Origin of the sequence: Achromobacter sp. 2789STDY5608621, assembly GCF_001299375.1 — a bacterium.
Lineage (GTDB): Bacteria > Pseudomonadota > Gammaproteobacteria > Burkholderiales > Burkholderiaceae_B > Achromobacter > Achromobacter insuavis.
In genome coordinates, this window is sequence record NZ_CYTU01000005.1 from 75,556 (window position 1) to 94,394 (window position 18,839).

14 protein-coding genes and 1 pseudogene are annotated in these 18,839 nt (G+C 68.2%); 7 read left to right on the plus strand and 8 right to left on the minus strand.

Annotated elements, in window-relative coordinates; all coding sequences use genetic code 11:
• Window positions 1–66 precede the first annotated feature (66 nt).
• Both hemW and rdgB read right to left on the minus strand, forming a co-directional pair.
• The gene (gene hemW, locus AOZ53_RS07535; protein WP_054477375.1) at window positions 67–1,290 is read right to left on the minus strand and encodes a radical SAM family heme chaperone HemW; all 1,224 of its coding nucleotides are present in this window, start codon (window positions 1,288–1,290) and stop codon (window positions 67–69) included.
• Window positions 1,291–1,328: 38 nt separating this feature from the next.
• Entirely contained in the window at window positions 1,329–1,952 is a 624-nt protein-coding gene (rdgB, locus tag AOZ53_RS07540) for an RdgB/HAM1 family non-canonical purine NTP pyrophosphatase (protein ID WP_054431413.1), read from the minus strand.
• A 126-nt stretch (window positions 1,953–2,078) separates the two neighbouring features.
• Between rdgB and AOZ53_RS07545 the strand changes: the two genes are divergently transcribed.
• A complete protein-coding gene (locus AOZ53_RS07545; protein ID WP_231690398.1) occupies window positions 2,079–3,935 on the plus strand; it encodes an EAL domain-containing protein in 1,857 nt (618 codons plus the stop codon).
• A 150-nt stretch (window positions 3,936–4,085) separates the two neighbouring features.
• On the opposite strand, the pseudogene AOZ53_RS33295 reads toward AOZ53_RS07545, so the two are convergent.
• Window positions 4,086–5,612, minus strand: a pseudogene (locus AOZ53_RS33295) (methyl-accepting chemotaxis protein); the annotation flags it as partial.
• A 140-nt stretch (window positions 5,613–5,752) separates the two neighbouring features.
• Between AOZ53_RS33295 and AOZ53_RS07550 the strand changes: the two are divergent.
• Both AOZ53_RS07550 and AOZ53_RS07555 read left to right on the plus strand, forming a co-directional pair.
• Entirely contained in the window at window positions 5,753–6,913 is a 1,161-nt protein-coding gene (locus AOZ53_RS07550) for an acyl-CoA dehydrogenase family protein (RefSeq protein ID WP_006394775.1), read from the plus strand.
• Window positions 6,910–8,280, plus strand: coding sequence for an MmgE/PrpD family protein (locus tag AOZ53_RS07555; protein ID WP_197286467.1), 1,371 nt, complete (start codon window positions 6,910–6,912; stop codon window positions 8,278–8,280). Before AOZ53_RS07550 ends, AOZ53_RS07555 begins: the two co-directional genes overlap by 4 nt.
• Before the next feature lie 25 nt (window positions 8,281–8,305).
• Here AOZ53_RS07555 and rph read toward each other — a convergent pair whose 3' ends face one another.
• A complete protein-coding gene (gene rph, locus AOZ53_RS07560; RefSeq protein WP_054431410.1) occupies window positions 8,306–9,040 on the minus strand; it encodes a ribonuclease PH in 735 nt (244 codons plus the stop codon).
• Window positions 9,041–9,219: 179 nt separating this feature from the next.
• Here rph and AOZ53_RS07565 point away from each other — a divergent pair, with 179 nt between their 5' ends.
• Entirely contained in the window at window positions 9,220–10,149 is a 930-nt protein-coding gene (locus AOZ53_RS07565) for a YicC/YloC family endoribonuclease (RefSeq protein ID WP_054431409.1), read from the plus strand.
• A gap of 78 nt (window positions 10,150–10,227) precedes the next feature.
• On the opposite strand, the gene AOZ53_RS07570 is transcribed toward AOZ53_RS07565, so the two are convergent.
• Together AOZ53_RS07570 and AOZ53_RS07575 are read right to left on the minus strand one after the other, a co-directional pair.
• Window positions 10,228–11,808: an amino acid permease gene (locus tag AOZ53_RS07570; RefSeq protein ID WP_156333316.1), complete on the minus strand. Its 1,581-nt coding sequence runs from the start codon at window positions 11,806–11,808 to the stop codon at window positions 10,228–10,230.
• Between the two features lie 166 nt (window positions 11,809–11,974).
• Window positions 11,975–13,474 carry an AMP nucleosidase gene (locus AOZ53_RS07575; protein ID WP_369815833.1) on the minus strand — a complete coding sequence of 500 codons (1,500 nt, stop codon included), beginning with the start codon at window positions 13,472–13,474 and terminating at the stop codon, window positions 11,975–11,977.
• Window positions 13,475–13,685: 211 nt separating this feature from the next.
• Here AOZ53_RS07575 and AOZ53_RS07580 point away from each other — a divergent pair, with 211 nt between their 5' ends.
• The 3 genes from AOZ53_RS07580 (at window position 13,686) to AOZ53_RS07590 (ending at window position 16,992) form a co-directional block, all read left to right on the plus strand.
• The gene (locus AOZ53_RS07580) at window positions 13,686–14,039 is read left to right on the plus strand and encodes a hypothetical protein (protein ID WP_054477379.1); all 354 of its coding nucleotides are present in this window, start codon (window positions 13,686–13,688) and stop codon (window positions 14,037–14,039) included.
• Window positions 14,040–14,098: 59 nt separating this feature from the next.
• Complete coding sequence (locus AOZ53_RS07585) at window positions 14,099–16,186, plus strand: TonB-dependent receptor (RefSeq protein WP_054431406.1); 2,088 nt, start codon at window positions 14,099–14,101, stop codon at window positions 16,184–16,186.
• 212 nt (window positions 16,187–16,398) lie between these two features.
• Window positions 16,399–16,992 carry a C40 family peptidase gene (locus AOZ53_RS07590; RefSeq protein ID WP_054477385.1) on the plus strand — a complete coding sequence of 198 codons (594 nt, stop codon included), beginning with the start codon at window positions 16,399–16,401 and terminating at the stop codon, window positions 16,990–16,992.
• A gap of 140 nt (window positions 16,993–17,132) precedes the next feature.
• On the opposite strand, the gene AOZ53_RS34110 is transcribed toward AOZ53_RS07590, so the two are convergent.
• Together AOZ53_RS34110 and AOZ53_RS07595 are read right to left on the minus strand one after the other, a co-directional pair.
• On the minus strand, window positions 17,133–17,648 hold the full coding sequence (locus AOZ53_RS34110) for a hypothetical protein (RefSeq protein ID WP_156333308.1): 516 nt from the start codon (window positions 17,646–17,648) through the stop codon (window positions 17,133–17,135).
• Window positions 17,645–18,652 carry a hypothetical protein gene (locus tag AOZ53_RS07595; RefSeq protein WP_054487442.1) on the minus strand — a complete coding sequence of 336 codons (1,008 nt, stop codon included), beginning with the start codon at window positions 18,650–18,652 and terminating at the stop codon, window positions 17,645–17,647. Before AOZ53_RS07595 ends, AOZ53_RS34110 begins: the two co-directional genes overlap by 4 nt.
• Window positions 18,653–18,839: the final 187 nt, after the last annotated feature.

An 18,839-nucleotide genomic window follows, 5' to 3' on the forward strand; every position in this document is an offset into this window, starting at 1 on the left:
GGGGCAATGTAGCACCAACTTGGTGCAAATAATGGGGCATGATTGCCCCATCTTGGTGCCTGATTGCTACAGGAACATTTCCTGCAGGTCGTTCAGGAAGCGCCAGCCCAGGGGCGTGGCCCGCAGGCGGGTGGGATCGGCGTCCAGCAGGCCCTTGGCGGACGCTGCCTCCAATTGGTGCGCGATGGCGGCCAGCGACAGGCCGGTGCGCTCGTTGAACAGGGTGGCGGCGACGCCATCCTTCAGGCGCAAGGCGTTCAGCATGAATTCGAACGGCAGTTCGTCGGGGCCGACCTGGCGGTTTTCGGCCAGGTGGCTGCCATCGCGGGCGGCGGCGGCCCGCATCCACGATTCCGGGCTGCGCAGGCGGGCCTCGCGCACGATACGGTCGTGGAACGACAGCTTGCCGTGGGCGCCCGGCCCCAGACCCAGGTAGTCGCCGAACTCCCAGTAATTCAGATTGTGGCGACTGCGGGCCCCCGGCCTGGCATAGGCCGACACCTCGTAGCGCGCCAGGCCGGCCGCGGCCAGCTCGGCCTCGACCGCGTCCTGCATGGCCGCGCTGGTGTCGTCGTCCGGCAGGTCCTCGGGCGGGAACTTGGCGAAGACCGTGTTGGGCTCCATCGTCAGGTGATAGAGCGACAGGTGCTCGGTGCCGAAGCCGATGGCCTGGCGCAGGTCGTCCACGCAGGCCTCCAGGGTCTGGCCCGGCAGCGCGAACATCATGTCCAGGTTGACGCGCGGCGCGGCGCGCTGGGCCATCTCGATGGCGGCGCGGGCCTGCGCCGAATCATGGATGCGGCCCAGCTTCTTCAGCTGGGCGTCGTCGAAGCTCTGGATGCCGAGCGAGAAACGGGTCACGCCGCTGGCGGCGTAGTCGCGGAAACGGTCGGCCTCGGCAGTGCCGGGGTTGGCCTCCATGGTGATTTCCGCGTCGGGCCACACGTTCAGACAGGCGCGCAGCATGGCCAGCAACTCGTCCAGGCCGGCGGCCGACAGCAGGCTGGGCGTGCCGCCGCCGATAAACACCGAGACCACCTGGCGGCCCCAGATCGACGGCAGCGCCTGTTCCAGGTCGCTGCGCAGCGCATCCAGGTAGGCGCGTTCGGGGATCTCGCCGCCGGGCGCGGCGTGCGAATTGAAGTCGCAGTACGGACACTTGCGCACGCACCAGGGCACGTGCACGTAGACCGACAGCGGCGGCAGGCTGGTCAGGGTGGCGCCGGCCGGGGTGACCAGGCGCGAGCGGGCCGCGCCCAGTTCGGAGCGGATGGGAATGGTGATGGACATTCGGTATTCCTGGAGGCGGCGCGGGCGACGCCCCGGGGTCAAGCCTGGTTCAGCTTGCTCAGCAGTTCGCGCAGGGCGCGGGCGCGATGGCTGATGCGGTTCTTTTCCTCGGGATCGAGCGCGGCGGCCGTCAGCCCCTGGTCGGGCAGGTAGAAGTGCGGATCGTAGCCGAAGCCGTTCTCGCCTTCCGGCTGGTCGATGATCTCGCCCTGCCACACGCCTTCGCCGATCAGCGGCCGCGGGTCGTTTTCGCCGCGCACCAGCGCCAGCACCGCCACATAGCAGGCGCTGCGGTCGGCGACCGACGCCAGCTTGCCGACCAGCAGCGCGTTGTTGGCCTGGTCGGATTTCTCGCCGCCGTGCATCTTGGCGTAGCGCGCCGAGTACACGCCCGGCGCGCCGTCCAGCGCGGCCACGCACAGGCCGGAATCGTCGGCCAGCGCCGGCAGTCCGGTCAGGCGGCTGGCATGGCGCGCCTTGGTCAGCGCGTTCTCGACGAACGTGACGTGCGGCTCCTCGGCCTCGGGCACGCCCAGGTCGCCCTGGGGCACCAGCTCGATGCCGAGCGGGGCGAACAAGGCGGAGAACTCACGCAGCTTGCCGGGATTGTTGGACGCCAGCACGACGCGGCGCAGGGATTCGGGAATCTTGGGGGAAGTCATGGGGTAAATTGTATAGGGCGTGGTCGTAAACCCGCCTTGCAAGTTACGTGTCAGCGCAACAACACAGACATATTTCGTCGTCAATATGGACAATCTTGTCACTGATCGTATCTGAACGCCCCGGCGATGAACCCACTTCACGCTTTGCCACGGCCGGTTGCGGCCAGCGCGCCCACCCTTTCGTCCGGCGCCGCTGCGCCAACTCCCGTCAGCCTGGCGGGCATCCTGCGCGAACGGCTGCTGCGCCCCCGCTTCCAGCCGGTGATCGACCTGTCGCATAGCCGCATCTATGGCCACGAAAGCCTGATCCGCGGCCCGGTCGACACCACCCTGCACTTTCCCGACGCCCTGTTCGCCGAAGCCCGCCGCCAGGGCCTGCATCCGCAACTGGAGCTGGCCAGCTTCCGCGCCGGCGCCCAGGGCTTCGACCAGAACCCGGCCGCCGGCAAGCTGTTCCTGAACCTGTCCGGCTCGGCCCTGATCCACTACTGGACGCTGTGGGGCGACGAAATGCCGCTGCGGCTGCTCAAGGATTGCACGCTGGCGCCGTCCAACATCATCGTCGAGCTGACCGAGCAGGACCCGCTGTCCGAACACATGTCGACGCTGGGCAGCGCCTTCGCCTGCCTGCGCGAATACGGCATGCGCATCGCGCTGGACGACTACGGCGTCGGCAATTCGAACCTGCAGCTGTGGGCCGAAATGCAGCCCGACCTGGTCAAGATCGACCGCTACTTCTTCAATGGCATCGGCCACGATGACCGCAAGCAGAACATGGTGCGCGCCATCCTCAAGGTGGCGCAGTACCTGGGCACCGCCATCGTGGCCGAGGGCATCGAGACCGCCGAGGACCTGGCGGTGGTGCGCGACCTGGAGATCCGCTACGCCCAAGGCTGGTTGCTGGGCCGCCCCGACGAAGCGCTGCTGACCGAGCTGACCCCGCCGCTGCGCGATTCGCTGCGGGTGCGCGCGCCCGCCCCGCTGTCGCAGCGCTCGGCCGGCGGCACCGCCGCCAGCCTGCGGGTCGAGGCCCCGGCGGCGTTGCTGAACAAGCACACCAACGACGACGTGCACCGCCTCTTCATCGAGCACAAGAGCCTGCACGCGGTGGCCGTGGTCGATGGCGACAACCGGCCGGTGGGCATCATCAACCGCCGCGACTTCTCGGAACACTACGCGCAGCGCTACACCCGCGAACTGTTCGGCCGCGACGCCTGCTCGACCTTCATGAACGGCGAGCCGGTGCTGGTCGACCTGGACGTGTCGATCGACCAGTTGAGCCACGTGCTGATCTCGGAAGACCAGCGCTACCTGATGGACGGCCTCATCATCACCCGCGACGGCCGCTACGACGGCCTGGCCACCGGCGAAACGCTGGTGCGCTCGGTGACCGAGATGCGCATCGAGGCCGCGCGCTACGCCAATCCGCTGACGTCATTGCCGGGCAACATTCCCATCAGCCGGCACATCGCCACGCTGCTGGAGGACGCCGCCGATTTCACCATCTGCTATGGCGACCTGAACAACTTCAAGCCATTTAACGACGTCTACGGCTACTGGCGCGGCGACGACATGATCATGCTGACCGCCGACGTCATCAAGCGCCACTGTGATCCGCTGCGCGATTTCGTCGGCCACGTCGGCGGCGACGACTTCGTGGTGCTGCTGCGCAGCCCCGACTGGAACGAGCGCATCCAGCGCGTCATCGCCGAGTTCAACGAGCGCGCCATCGATCTGTACGACGACGAAGGCCGCCGCAACGGCGGCATCGAGGCCGAGGACCGCTACGGCGTGCCGCGCTTCTTTCCGTTCGTGACGCTGGGCGTGGGCGCGCTCACCGTCACCCCGTCCTTATGCGAGCGCATCCGCCCGGAGGACATCGCGTCGGCCGCTGCCCATGTCAAGCACAAGGTCAAGCATGGGAACCTGTCGCTGGTGACCGAGCGCTACAGCGGCGGCGCCCTGCCGCAGCTCGTGCCCTGACGCCTGCCCGGCGGCCGCCTGCGCCGCCTGGGCGATCTGGAAGACCGACACCGCGCGCTGCAGGCCCTGGGCCTGCTGTTCCAGCGCGGCGGCCGCGGCGGCGGTCTGTTCGACCATCGCCGCGTTCTCCTGGGTCGAGCGTTCGATATCGGCCACGGCGTCATTGACCGAGGCGATGCCGGCGGCCTGCTCGGCCGTGGCGCTGGAGATTTCGGCCACGATCTGGGTCACGCGGTCGACCGAGGTCAGCATGTCGCGCATGGTGTCGCCGGCCAGGTTGACCTGGCGCACGCCGACCTCGACGCGCGAGGTCGAATCCTCGATCAAGCCCTTGATTTCCTTGGCCGCCTGGGCGCTGCGCTGGGCCAGCGAACGCACTTCGCCCGCCACCACCGCGAAGCCCTTGCCCTGCTCGCCGGCGCGGGCCGCCTCGACCGCCGCGTTCAGCGCCAGGATGTTGGTCTGGAAGGCGATGCTGTCCACCACCCCGACGATCTCGCCGATGCGGCGCGCGCTGTCGGCGATGCCCTGCATGCTGGTCACGACTTCCTGCACCGCCTGGCCGCCGCGCTGGGCCAGCTGGGTGGCGCTGAGCGCCTGGCGGCTGGCCAGGTCGGCATTGCCGGCGGTCATCTGCACCGTGTGGGCCAGCTGGGTCATGTTGGCCGCCGCCTCCTGCAGCGAACCGGCCTGGCGCGCCGTGCGGTCCGACATGTCGGCGCCGCCGGCGGCGATTTCGCCCGAGCCGGTGTGGATCTCCTCGACCCCATGGCGCACCGACGCCACCGCCGCCGACAGGCCGGTCTGCATGCGGCGCATGGCCGAATACAGCACGCCGATCTCGTTGTTGCCGTGGACCGCGATGTTGCCGGTCAGGTCGCCGTCGGCGATGCGGTCGAAGTGCGCGCCGGCCTCGTTCAGCGGCCGCAGGATGCGGCGACGGAAGGCCAGCCGGATCAGCACCGCCAGCACCAGCACGAAGCCCAGCACCGCCGCGGCCACCACCGTCACGCGCTGCATGGTCTGGCTGGCGTCGGCCACCGCGGCCTGGCCCTGCTGGCGGGCGTAGGCCTGGTAGGCGTCGGCCTGCTTGACGTAGGCCGAGCCGGACACCGGCAGCACCTTGTCCACCAGCCGGTTGACCTCGATGCCGTTCCAGCCCTTGATGGCCTTGAACATCGGCGCCAGCGTCTGGTCGGCGAAGGCGGCATAGGCCGCCAGCGCCTGGTCGAACAGCGGCGCGCCCTGGGCGCTGGTGTCGGCGTTGGCGCGCAACCGCGCCAGGCTGGCCGCGGCCTGCTTGAGCAGCGCGTCGGCGTGGTTGAGCGACTGGTCGCGGGCCTCCTCCAGGCCGCCTTCCATGGCGGTCTTGGCGTCCGTCAGCGCGGCGCGCGCCTGGAACAGGCTGCTGGTCATGTCCGACAGGTCGCTGGCGCGCTCGATGCTGCCCCGGCCCAGCGCCTCGATGTCGGCGCGATTCTCGCGCAGCACGAAGATCCCGGCCGCCGCCGCCAGCGCGAACAGCGCCACAAACACCGCGAGAATGGCCGAAACCGCCGTGGTCACCCTGAGATTTTTCCGCATATCCATCCGTCTGTTGCATCGCCACAAAGGCGTATCGGCGCGATTATGGGGATGCAGTTTGGCAATTTCTTGACACAACCCGCCCCCTCGCATGACGAACGGCCGTCACATAAGTGCGCTTTTGCGAACAGGAACCCGGTATTAATGAATTGTGAATTGGCAGGGGCGGCCCGTTGCGGCACATTCGATCCTGTACCGAACCCCTTTACTACACCCATATTGCAGCCCACCCCATGCATCAAGCCTCCCACGCCTACCAGGACATCCGCGAAGCCGTGCGCGATCTGTGCGCGCAATTTCCCGCCGAGTACTTCCGCAAGGTGGATGAAGAACGCGGCTACCCCGACGCCTTCGTGCGCGCCCTCACCGAAGCCGGCTGGCTGGCCGCGCTGATCCCGCAGGAATACGGCGGCTCCGGCCTGGGCCTGACCGAGGCCTCGGTCATCATGGAGGAAATCAACCGCAGCGGCGGCAACTCCGGCGCCTGCCATGGCCAGATGTACAACATGGGCACCCTGCTGCGGCACGGCTCCGAGGCGCAGAAGCGCGAATACCTGCCGCGCATCGCCGCCGGCGAGCTGCGCCTGCAGTCGATGGGCGTGACCGAACCCACCACCGGCACCGACACCACCAAGATCAAGACCACCGCCGTGCGCCGCGGCGACCGCTACGTCATCAATGGCCAGAAGGTCTGGATCTCGCGGGTGCAGCACTCCGACCTGATGATCCTGCTGGCGCGCACCACGCCGCTGGACCAGGTCACGCGCAAGTCCGAGGGCATGTCGATCTTCCTGGTGGACCTGCACGAGGCGGTCAAGCACGGCATGTCGATCCGGCCGATCCCCAACATGGTCAACCACGAGACCAACGAGCTGTTCTTCGACAACCTGGAGATCCCGGCCGACAACCTGATCGGCGAGGAAGGCAAGGGTTTCAAGTACATCCTGGACGGCCTGAACGCCGAGCGCACCCTGATCGCCGCCGAATGCATCGGCGACGGCTACTGGTTCGTCGACAAGGTCACCGCCTACGCCAAGGAACGCATGGTGTTCGGCCGCCCCATCGGCCAGAACCAGGGCGTGCAGTTCCCCATCGCCCGCGCCCACATCAACGTCGAGGCCGCCAGCCTGATGCGCTACGAGGCCTGCCGCCTGTTCGACGCCCACGAGCCCTGCGGCGCCCAGGCCAACATGGCCAAGCTGCTGGCCGCCGACGCCTCCTGGGAGGCCGCCAACGCCTGCCTGCAGTTCCACGGCGGCTTCGGCTTCGCCACCGAATACGACGTCGAGCGCAAGTTCCGCGAGACCCGCCTCTATCAGGTCGCGCCGATCTCGACCAACCTGATCCTCTCCTACGTCGCCGAACACATCCTGGGCCTGCCGCGCTCCTTCTGACCATGACCCCCGACACCTCCCATCCAAGCGCCACCCTCGCCGCCTTCGCCGCCAACCTGCGCTTCGAGGACATCCCCGCCCCGGTGCTGCGCCGAGCCGAAGACCTCCTGCTGGACTGCCTGGCCTCGATCCTGGCGGGCGCCGCGTCGCGCCCGGTGCTGGCCATCGACCGCTACGCCGCAACAATGGGGCCGGCCGACGGCCCCAGCGAGATCCTGATCAACCGGCGCCGCACCTCGCCGGTGTTCGCCGCCATGGTCAATGCCGCCGCCGCCCATGTGGTCGAGCAGGACGACGTGCACAATGGTTCGGTGTTCCACCCCGCGGCCGTGGTGTTCCCGCCGGTGCTGGCGGTGGCCCAGGCGCTGGGCCGCAGCGGCCGCGACCTGCTGGTGGCGGCCGTGGCCGGCTACGAGGTCGGCATCCGGGTTGGCGAATTCCTGGGCCGCTCGCACTACAAGATCTTCCACACCACCGGCACCGCGGGCACGCTGGCCGCCGCCGCGGCCACCGGCCGTCTGCTGGGCCTGGCGCCCGCGGCCATGCTGGACGCCTTCGGCTCGGCCGGCACCCAGGCCGCCGGCCTGTGGGAATTCCTGCGCGACGCCGCCGATTCCAAGCAGCTGCACACCGCCCGCGCCGCCGCCAACGGCATCGCCGCGGCCTACCTGGCGCTGGAAGGCTTCACCGGCGCGCGCCACATCCTCGAAGGCCCGCAGGGCATGGCCGCCGGCATGTCCAGCGACGCCGATCCGACGCGCCTGACCGACCGGCTGGGCACGCGCTGGGCGCTGGCCGAGACCTCGTTCAAGTTCCATGCCTCGTGCCGCCATACCCATCCGGCGGCGGATGCGCTGCAGCAGGTGCTGCGCGAGCATCAGCTGGCCGAAAGCGACATCGCGCGGGTGGTGGCGCACGTGCATCAGGGCGCCATCGACGTGCTGGGGCCGGTGGTCGATCCGCGCACGGTGCACCAGTCCAAGTTCTCGATGGGCACGGTGCTGGGCCTGATCGCGCGCCAGGGCCGCGCCGGCCTGCCGGAATTCGACGCCGCGCTGGACGATCCGGCGGTGGCCGATTTCCGCGGGCGCGTGACGATGGAACTGGATCCGGAAGTCGACGGCGCCTATCCGCAGCGCTGGATCGGCAAGGTCACGGTGCATACCCGCGACGGCCGCGTGCTGCACGGCCGCGTCGACGAACCCAAGGGCGATCCCGGCAACACCCTGTCGCGCGCCGAGATCGAGGCCAAGACGCTGAGCCTGGGCCGCTATGCCGACGCCGCCAGCGAGACCGAGCTGCGCGGCCTGATCGGCGCGATCTGGAACCTGGAACGGGCCGGCAAGGTGGGCGCCCTGCTGCCCTGACGCCCGGGCCCGCGCCCGCCTGCTGTTACGCCAGCGCCGCGCGCTGCGCCCGCACCAGGCCGGCGATGCCGTTCTCGGCCAGACCCAGCATCGCGTCCAGCTCGGCGCGGGTGAAGGTGGCGCCCTCGCCCGTGCCCTGCACTTCCACGAAGGCGCCGCCGCCCGTCATGATGACGTTGACGTCGGCGTCGCAGGCCGAGTCTTCCTCGTAGTCCAGGTCCAGCACCGCACGGCCCTGCACCAGCCCGACCGACACCGCCGCGACCGCGTCGCGGATCGGGTTGGCGGCCAGGTCGCCGCGCTGCATCAGCAGCGCCACGGCGTCGGACGCCGCCACCCAGGCGCCGGTGATGCTGGCGCAGCGCGTGCCGCCGTCGGCCTGCAGCACATCGCAATCCAGGTGCAGCGTGCGTTCGCCCAGCGCCCGCATGTCGAACACGGCGCGCAGGCTGCGGCCGATCAGGCGCTGGATTTCCTGGGTGCGGCCGCTCTGCTTGCCGCGCGCGGCCTCGCGGTCGCCACGGGTGTGGGTGGCGCGCGGCAGCATGCCGTATTCGGCCGTGACCCAGCCCTCTCCCTTGCCCTTGAGGAACGGCGGCACCTTTTCCAGCACGCTGGCGGTGCACAGCACGTGGGTATTGCCGGCCTTCACCAGCACCGACCCCTCGGCGTAGCGCGTGAAACCGCGCTCCAGGCTGAACGGGCGCAGTTCATCGACGGCGCGGCCCGACGGGCGGGCAATGGCGTTGGCAGAGGTCATGGCAAGGCTCCAATCAGATTCGGTTGGCGGCATTGTACGGGCAGCGGGTCGCGGCCCCGCCCGGGTTTGGAGTATCCTGCCGCGATACACGGGTTGCATATACCCGCCCTCGTCCGCACTCGACGGACCGGCGGAACCGGCGCGGCCCGATCCAAGACAAGCAACAGGATATCGACACCATGATTCGCAGCATGACCGCCTTCGGCAACGCCCGGGCAGACCTCGAACAAGGCACGCTGGCGCTGGAACTGCGCAGCGTCAACAGCCGCTTCCTCGACCTCTATTTCCGCCTGCCCGACGAGCTGCGCCACGTCGAGACGCCGCTGCGCGAACTGCTGACGGCGCAACTGGCGCGCGGCAAGGTCGAGATCCGCGTGTCCTACACCCGCAACGTCAGCACCGACCTGTCCAAGCTGGAACCGGCCTGGCTCGAAACCCTGGCCGAGCAGTTGCAGGCCGCGCGCCGCATCCTGCCCGACATCGCCGCGCCGCGCCTGGTGGAGCTGTTCAACTGGCCCGGCCAGCGCGCCAACGACGCGCTCGACCCGCAAGTCTGGGGCGCGGCCTGCATGCAGGCCGCCCAGGAAGCCCTGACGCAGCTGCAGGAAGGCCGCGCGCGCGAAGGCGAACGCCTGGCCGGCATGATGCGGGACTGTGCGGACGGCGTGGCCGGCATCGTCGAACTGGTGCAGAACCACCTGCCGCAACTGCTGGCCGACCACCGCGACAAGCTCGCCGCCAAGCTGCGCGAAAGCGTGGAATCGGCCTTCCCGGGCGGCTTCACCCACATCTCCGGCGCCGAGCTGTCCGAGCGCCTGTCGCAGGAGGCCAACCTGTTCGCGCTGCGCATCGATGTCGCCGAGGAACTGTCGCGCCTGCGCTCGCACGTGGCGGAACTGCGCCACCTGCTGACCGATGGCGGCGGCAAGCCCGAAGGCAAGAAGAACGCCGGCAGCGCCGGCAAGCGCCTGGACTTCCTGTTCCAGGAAATGAACCGCGAGGCCAACACGCTGGGCTCCAAGGCCGGCAGCATGGAAGTCACGCGCGCCGCCATGGACCTGAAGCTGCTGATCGAGCAGATGCGCGAACAGGCGCAGAACATCGAGTGACGCCAAAAGACAAGGCCGCCGCGTTGCCGCGACGGCCTTGGATGGATTCACTGGGGCCGCGGACTACCGCGGCCTTTTTCATCGTCCGGCGCTGCCGGGCGCCGTGGCGGCCGTTTCCGGCCCGACCGTGGCGGGGTCGCCGCGCAGGGCCGAATCCAGGTAGGCGCTGCGCGCCCGGGCGTCCGGGAAAGTCATGTCCTTGTAGCTGACGAAGCGCGAGCCCTTGGCCAGCCGATAGCCCAGCCAGATCAGGAGGAACAGCGGGATGCCGATATAGGTCGCCGCGACGCCGCCCCAGTCGATGCGGTGTTCCAGGAAGGCCTGGTAGTTCTGGCCCAGCGTGATGATCAGGCACAGCACGAAGGCGAAGATCGGGCCGAACGGGAAGAACGGCGACACATAGGGCAGATCGGCCAGGTTGCGGCCCTGCTTGACGTAGCCGCGGCGGAACCGGTAGTGGCTGATGGCGATGCCCAGCCAGGCGATGAAGCCGGTCATGCCGGAGGTGTTCAGCAGCCAGATGTAGACCGCCTTGGGGCTGAAGATGAACGAGAAGAAGCACAGCGCCGCCACCACGGTGGTGGCCAGCAGCGCCCACAGCGGCACGCCATTGCGCGACACCCGGCCGAAGATGCGCGGCGCCTTGCCGTCGCGCGCCAGGCTGTAGAGCATGCGCGTGGCCGCGTACATGCCGGAGTTGCCGGCCGACAGCACCGAGGTCAGCACCACCGCGTTCATGACCGAGGCCGCCGCCAGCAGCCCGGCGCGCTCGAAGATCAGCGCGAACGGGCTGACGCTGACGTCGGTGACGTCGTTGCGCAGCAGGTGCGGGTCGGTATAGGGAATCAGCAGGCCGATCACCAGGATCGCCATCACGTAGAACAGCAGGATGCGCCAGAACACCTGGCGCACGGCGCGCGGCAGGTTGCGCGCGGGGTCCTTGGACTCGCCGGCGGCGATGCCGATGAGCTCGGTGCCCTGGAACGAGAAGCCCACCACCATGGCCACGCCGATCAGCGCCGCGAAACCGCCGGCGAACGGCGCGTCGCCCACCGTCCAGTTGGCCACGCCCCCGCCCTCGCCGCCGCGGATGATGCCCAGCAGCATCATCACGCCCATGGCGACGAACGCCAGCACCGCGACCACCTTGATCAGCGCGAACCAGAATTCGGCCTCGCCGAAGCCGCGCGCCGACAGCGCGTTCAAGCCGAAGGTGATGGCCAGGAACAGCGCGCTCCAGTAGACGCCCGGCACGTCCGGGAACCAGTACGCCATCACCAGCTGCGCGGCCACCAGGTCCACGGCCACGGTGACGGCCCAGTTGTACCAGTAGTTCCAGCCCAGCGCGAAGCCGAAGCCGTCTTCGACGTAGCGCGCGCCGTAGGTCGAGAACGACCCGGACACCGGCATGGCGGCGGCCAGCTCGCCCAGGCTGGTCATCAGGAAATAGACCATCACGCCGATCAGCACATAGCCCAGCAGCGCCCCGCCCGGCCCGGCCTGGGCGATGGTGGCGCCGGAGGCGACGAACAGGCCCGTCCCGATGGAGCCGCCCACCGCGATCATGGTCAGGTGGCGCGCCGACAGGGCGCGGCGCAATTCGGACGGTTCTGTCGTCCCCTTCTTGCCGCCGTCGCGGTGCTGGTCCTGTTCCGTCAATGCCAAAGTCGTGTTCCTTCAGAGCAAAAAAGCCCCCGCGGATTGTGCCCCCGGGCGCCGTGGGATTTCCACGCAACGCGCGAGCATAGCGCAACTGCCCCCGGTCGTCGAAACGGCCGGGGGCAGGCGTGGATCCGTCCCCGCGCGGGGAATATTGGCGACGGGGCTATTGAAACGCCGTTTCCATGAAGGTGCGCAGCTTGCGCGAATGCAACCGCTCGGGCGGCATGTCGCGCAGGCGCTCGAGCGCCCGGATGCCGATCTCCAGGTGCTGGTTGACCTGGCGGCGGTAGAACGCGCTGGCCATGCCCGGCAGCTTGAGTTCGCCGTGCAGCGGCTTGTCGGACACGCACAGCAGCGTGCCGTAGGGGACGCGGAAGCGGAAGCCGTTGGCGGCGATGGTGGCCGACTCCATGTCCAGGGCGATGGCGCGCGACTGCGCGAAGCGCTCGACCAGCTCGACGTGGTCGCGCAATTCCCAGTTGCGGTTGTCGATGGTAGCCACGGTGCCGGTGCGCATGATGCGCTTGAGATCCCAGCCGGACAGCCCGGCGACCTCTTCGACCGCCTGCTCCAGCGCCACCTGTACCTCGGCCAGGGCCGGCACCGGCACCCAGGTGGGCAGGTCATCGTCGAGCACGTGGTCCTCGCGCACGTAGCCGTGGGCCAGCACGTAGTCGCCCAGCCGCTGCGAATCGCGCAGGCCGGCGCAGTGGCCCAGCATCAGCCAGGCGTGCGGACGCAGCACCGCGATGTGATCGGTGATGGTCTTGGCGTTGGACGGCCCCACGCCGATGTTCACCAGCGTGATGCCCGAATGGTCGCCCCGCACCAGGTGGTAGGCCGGCATCTGCGGCAGGCGCTGCGCCTGGCCGTCGTCGGCCGGGCCGGATTCGCCGCGCCGCGTGATGCGGTTGCCCGGCTCCACCAGCATCTCGTAGTCCTCGTTGCCGCTGGCCATCAGCGCGCGGGCGCGGGCGCAGAACTCGTCGACGTAGAACTGGTAGTTGGTGAACAGCACGAAATTCTGGAAATGCGCCGGCGCCGTCGCGGTGTAGTGCTGCAGCCGGTGCAGCGAGTAGTCCACCCGCTGCGCGGTGAAAGGCGCCAGCGGTTTGGGCTCGCCCTCCTTGCCGCGCCACGAACCATTGACGATGGCGTCATCGGTCACCGCCAGATCAGGCACGTCGAACAGGTCGCGCAGCGGGCGCTTGAGCGCCTCCAGGTGCTCGCCTTCGACATAGGCGCCCTCGGGGAAGGCGAAATGCAGCGGGATGGGGGAATCGGATTCGCCGACCTCCACCGCCACGCGGTGGTTCTGCAGCAGCTGGCCGACCTGCTCGATCAGGTAGTCGCGAAACAGCGCCGGCTGGGTGATGGTGGTCTGGTAGATGCCGGGTTCGGCCACGTGGCCGTACGACAGGCGGGTATCGATGGGATCGTAGGTTTCCACCAGGATGCGGATGGCCGGGTAATAGGCCCGGGCCCGTTCGCGGCCGTTGGACGACCCTTTCAGGACTTCGCGGAACGCCGCCCGCAGGAATGCCGTGTTGCGGGCGTAGATTTCCGCCAGCCGGTCGACCGCCGCCACCGCGTCTTGGTAGGGCTCGAAAGGAATGGCCTCGGGCCGGTTCATCGAGGACAAAGGGTGCACTGCGTTCATCATGCGCTGGACTCCGCTTTCTTATGGTCTTGTTTTCAGCGGCCGCGGTCGGCGATCAAGCCGGAAAGGGCCGATGGCACCGATTATGCCCGACCCGGTCGTCAGATGAAGTGTCATATTGGCCCGCATGGCGGCGCACAATCTTCCGTCTCATGGTCGTCATTGAGATGGAAACAATATATCATTCCGTTTTTCCTTTTTTCACGCCCAGACCATGCCGCCGGCCAACGGCCTTCGCCCGCCTTCGACTCAGCGCCTTGCCCGATGGGCGACGCTGGCGTGGCTGTGCGCCTGTCTGCTGTTGGCGCCGCTGGGCGGCGCGCGGCACGCGCTGTCGCACCTGTATGGCGAACCGGCGTCCAGCCAGGATGCCGCGCACACCCCCGACAAGCTCGGCCATTGCGATCTCTGCCACATCTGGGATCTGCTGGACGCGACGCTGCCGGCCTCGTTTCCCGTCATTGCCGGCAGCCCGCCCCGGCTGACGCCGCCGCCGCCCTCCCCGCGCGGCGCCACCCTCGTCACCAGTCCCTGGTTCCAATCGCGCGCCCCGCCCGCCGCGGCCTGATCCCCTCGCGCCCGATATCAACCGCCGCCGACCCTCGGCCGGCATCCAGGACTGCCACCATGTCTTTTGCTTCTTCCTTCGCGGGGACGCGTTCGTCCCTGCGCGCCTTCACCCTGAGCCCGCTGGCCCTCGCTTGCCTGCTGGCGCTGCCGCAGGCCGCCCGCGCCCAGGCCGCCGCCGACGCCACCACGCTGTCGCCCGTCATCATCACCGCCAATCCGCTGGGCAGCGAAGCGCTCGCCTCGCCGTCCACGGTGGTGCAAGGCGCCGACCTCGACCTGCGCCGCGGCTCGAACCTGGGCGAAACGCTCAACGGCCTGCCCGGCGTCTCCACCACCACCTACGGCCCGATGGTGGGCCGGCCCATCATCCGCGGCATGGACGGCGACCGCATCCGCCTGCTGAACAACGGCGTCGGCTCGCTCGACGCCTCGTCGCTGTCGTTCGACCACGCCGTGCCGCAGGACCCGCTGTCCACCAACCGGGTCGAGATCCTGCGCGGCCCGGCCGCCCTGCTGTATGGCGGCAGCGCCATCGGCGGCGTGGTCAACACCATCGACAACCGCATTCCGACCGAACCCATCGACGGCATCCACGGCGACGTCGCCGGCAGCTACGGCGGCGCCAACAACGACCGCAATGGCGCGATCCAGCTCGAAGGCGGCGACGGCAACTTCGCCATCCACGCCGACGCCTTCAGCCGCAAGACCGGCGACCTGCGCATTCCCGGCTACGCCCGCACCGCGCAGCAGCGCGCCATCGACGGCCCCGACCAGGCCCAGCCGCGCGGCACCCTGCCCAACAGCGACGGCCAGGCCAGCGGCGGCGCGCTCGGCATGTCCTGGACCGGCGACCGCGGCTATGCCGGCCTGTCCTACAGCGGCTATGACTCGGATTACGGTTCGGTGGCCGAGCCGGACGTGCGCATCAAGATGCGCCAGGAACGCTTCGGCTTCGCCAGCGAACTGCGCGACCTGGAGGGCCTGTTCACCAGCGTCAAGGTGAACTTCGCCTACACCGATTACCAGCACAAGGAAATCGAGGACGGCGAAACCGGCACCATCTTCAAGAACCGCGGCTACGAGGCCCGCATCGAGGCGCGCCACGCCGACATCGGGCCGCTGCACGGCGTGGTCGGCCTGCAACTGGGCCAGACGCGCTTCTCGGCGCTGGGCGACGAAGCCCTGGTGCCCACCACCGACACCGACTCGGTCGCCCTGTTCGCGCTGGAGGAATGGAAGATCAACGACCGCCTGACGCTGAGCGCCGGCGCCCGCGCCGACCACACCCGCCTGACGCCGGGCGGCGGCGGCAACGAACGCTTCGACGGCTCCAACCGCCGCACCTTCACCGCCGGCAGCTTCTCGCTGGGCGGCATCTACAAGCTGGACAGCGCCTGGTCGGTGGCCGCCAACACCGCCTACACCGAGCGCGCGCCCACCTTCTACGAGCTGTACGCCAACGGCCCGCACGCCGCCACCGGCCAATACCTGGTGGGCGACCAGAACCTGGCCAAGGAACGCGCCTGGTCCGGCGACCTGTCGTTGCGCTACAAGAAGGACGCCGACAGCGCCAGCGTCGGCGTGTTCTACAGCCGCTTCTCCAACTACCTGGCCGAAATGAACACCGGCCGCTTCCGCAACGACGACGGCGACCTGGTCGCGGCCGGCGACGATGGCGCCCTGCCCGAGGCCCGCTACCAGGGCGTGTCCGCGCGCCTGTACGGCGTGGAAGCGGAAAGCAGCACGCGCGTGCTGCAACAGGGCGGCCACAAGCTGGACCTGGGCCTGTCGGGCGACTACACCGTGGCCCGCAACAGCGACACCGGCCGCTCGCTGCCGCGCATCCCGCCGCTGCGCCTGCGCGTGGCGCTGGACTACGGCTACGGGCCCTACAGCGCCGGCGTCAGCGTCTCCAAGGCCTTCGCCCAGCACAGCCGCCCGGACAACGACACCGCCACGGCGGGCTACTACAGCCTGGACGCCAACGCCGGCTACCGCTTCAAGGTTGCGGCCGTGCAATGGCAGGCCTACGTGCGCGGCATCAACCTGACCAACCAGGACATCCGCTACGCCACGTCGGTGCTGCGCGACGTCGCCCCCGAGGGCGGCCGCGCCGTGATGGTCGGCCTGCGCGGCAGTTTCTAGTCGCCAGGCGCGGCGCCCGTTACCTTTTCCCCACTGGCCAAGGTAACGGGCGCGCCGCCAGGATGCTGCATTGCACTACAAATGTAATGAAACTTTATTCCATTACAATGCGATGGCAGTTTGTGAAGCTCAAGCCTCCCCTGCACCCCTTTCCGCCGGCTTGTCCGACCCGACAAAGCCATGCCGCCCACTCCGATTCTTGAAGTGACGTAATGACGCCGCCTACGCGAAAAGCACGATCCGCCCTGTTCCGCCTTCCCGCTTTCCTCTCCGCCCCCCTGCTGGCCCTGACGTTCTCCTGGTTACCCGGCGCCGCCCAGGCGTCCATCCCCTCCGAACAAGCCCGCGCCACCCTGTCCGGCCTGAGCCTGGCGCAGGAACCGACCGTGCCCACCCTGCGCGAACGCGTGGTGCAGGCCGGCCTGTCCGCCATCGGCACGCCCTACAGCTGGGGCGGCGACGACGCCGCCGAAGGCTTCGACTGCAGCGGCCTGGTGCTCTACGTCTTCCGCGAGATCGCGGGCCTGGAACTGCCGCGCACCGCGCGCCAGCAGCGCACCCAGGGCGACACGGTGTCCAACAAGAAACTGCTCAAGCCCGGCGACCTGGTGTTCTTCGCCACCCGCGGCCGCGGCATCACCTCACACGTGGGCATCTACATCGGCCAGGACAAGTTCGTGCACGCCCCGCGCCGCGGCGCCAAGGTGCGGGTGGACGAGATGAAGAATCCCTACTGGTCCAAGCGCTATCTCGGCGCGCGCAGCTACATCGACACGGCCAAGGGCCAGATGCTGGCGCAGAAGTAGATAGGCTCTCACACTGTGCGCTGTGGACTTGCTGCCCCAAGGGGGCAGCAAGGGCGTGAGGCCGCCCGCGCCATCGCCCGCCAGCACGCGTCGATCCAGCATGACCGGCACCTGTTCAGCGGCCTTGTCGGCACGCGCCCTTACTCAAGGCGTTCCTTGCCGCGGCGGGTAAAATGCCGCGGCGGCGGGCGATCCCCCAGCGATTGCGGCGGCCACACGCCCGACGCCCAAGTTGGCCACGATACGCCGTTTGGCGCTGGAGGCGGTGGGCCGCATTTCTCTAGTTGGTGGCACTGGGGAACGAACTGGTAGCCCTTCTTCTGCATGCAGCGTTTAAGCTCATCGCTGAATGCCATTGACTCTTTCAGATACTGTTCAGAAGTGAGCTTGTACTCATTCTTGACGGAGAAATCTCCGTTTCCCTGTCCGCCGCATTCCTTCCAATCCTGCCAACGGGTTTCCTCTGTTTGGCCATTGAGCGGCCAATACCACTCCATCGGGAGGACCACGTGCCCAACCCAGGCGCTCAACACTGGGTCGCAGAGGGTTTGCGACTCGGTGATGCTGCACAAATACCCCCTTTTGTTGATATAGAAGCAGCCAGTCACCGACAGCAGAAGAACAGAGACAAAAAAAAGTCTTATCGTCGTTTTCATCGCTTCATCCTCAGCAAAATGTCCAGCGTCTTCCATGCCTGGGGTGGCAGCGCTTCTGATAACGCAAAAGGAGTGGCGGGCACGAGCGCAATGCCGGTCCAGGTGTCGTACATACCTTTCTGCAAGGGCGTCAGGCCACGCCTGGCATTGCCCTGTTCGTCGTAGAAGCCGCTCAGGGTGCCGCCGATGAAGTCATGCGATCCGCCATAAGCCTCATGTGCAAGATCAAGAATTCCCCCAGGCGCATACTCAAAACCGAGAAGCGTTCCAGGTCCGCCTTGGTTTCCACCAGTGGGGCCGGGCATTTCCTTGCCGCGGTCGGTTTCGAGAAATTCGGCCATCGTCATCCCGGCCTGGGTTGGATAAAACTGGACGCGGCCATTTCCATCCAATTCAAGCTTCGGAATGCCGTTTTCATCCAGAACTTCATTGCCATGGAAATCCTTCTCCTTCTTGCACCGCTCATTCGTTTCACCGCACAGTGTGTCCAACACCACCCGCGTCCCCGCCGTCTTAAATCTATCGCCACGGATACCCGCGCTCTCCCCGCTCTTGTTATCCAGCATCGTCTCCTCATCGGTAATCCCCGCGAACTTCTCAGAATCCGCGATCGTGTACCGCCGCATGCGGTCGGCCGCTTCCGACAAGCCTGCCTGCAGAGCCGCCACGCCACCCGAGCCGCCCAGCGCGCCGACGGCCACGTTCAGCAGCCGCTCCTGCGTGTTGATCTCGTTGATCTGCGCCTGGAGCGCCTTGATCTTTTCCGGGTCTTGCGTGGCCTTGATCTGCTGGCGCAGTTCCGCGCGTTTCTGTTCCGCGTGGCGTTCGATGGCGGCGCCGGCCTGCTGGCCGAACGCCGCGACGATTTCCGCTTCGGCCTGCACTTGCCGGCGCAGCTTGTCGCCGTCCCATTTTTTCGTCAGGCCGCCGGCGCCATCGCCCGCCAGCACGCTTCGATCCAGCATGGCCAGCACCTGATCGGTGCTCTTGCCGCTACGCGCCATTGCTCACGGCGCTTCTTGCCGCGGTGGTGAAAAAGGACGCGGCGGCGGGCGATCCTCCAGGGATTCCGGCGGCCACACTGCCGACGCCCATGCCGGCCACGATCCGCCGTTTGGCGCAGGGGGCGGTGGGCCGCACTTCCCTCGCCTGTCGTAGCAAGAGGAGACGAATTGGTAGCCCTTCTTCTGC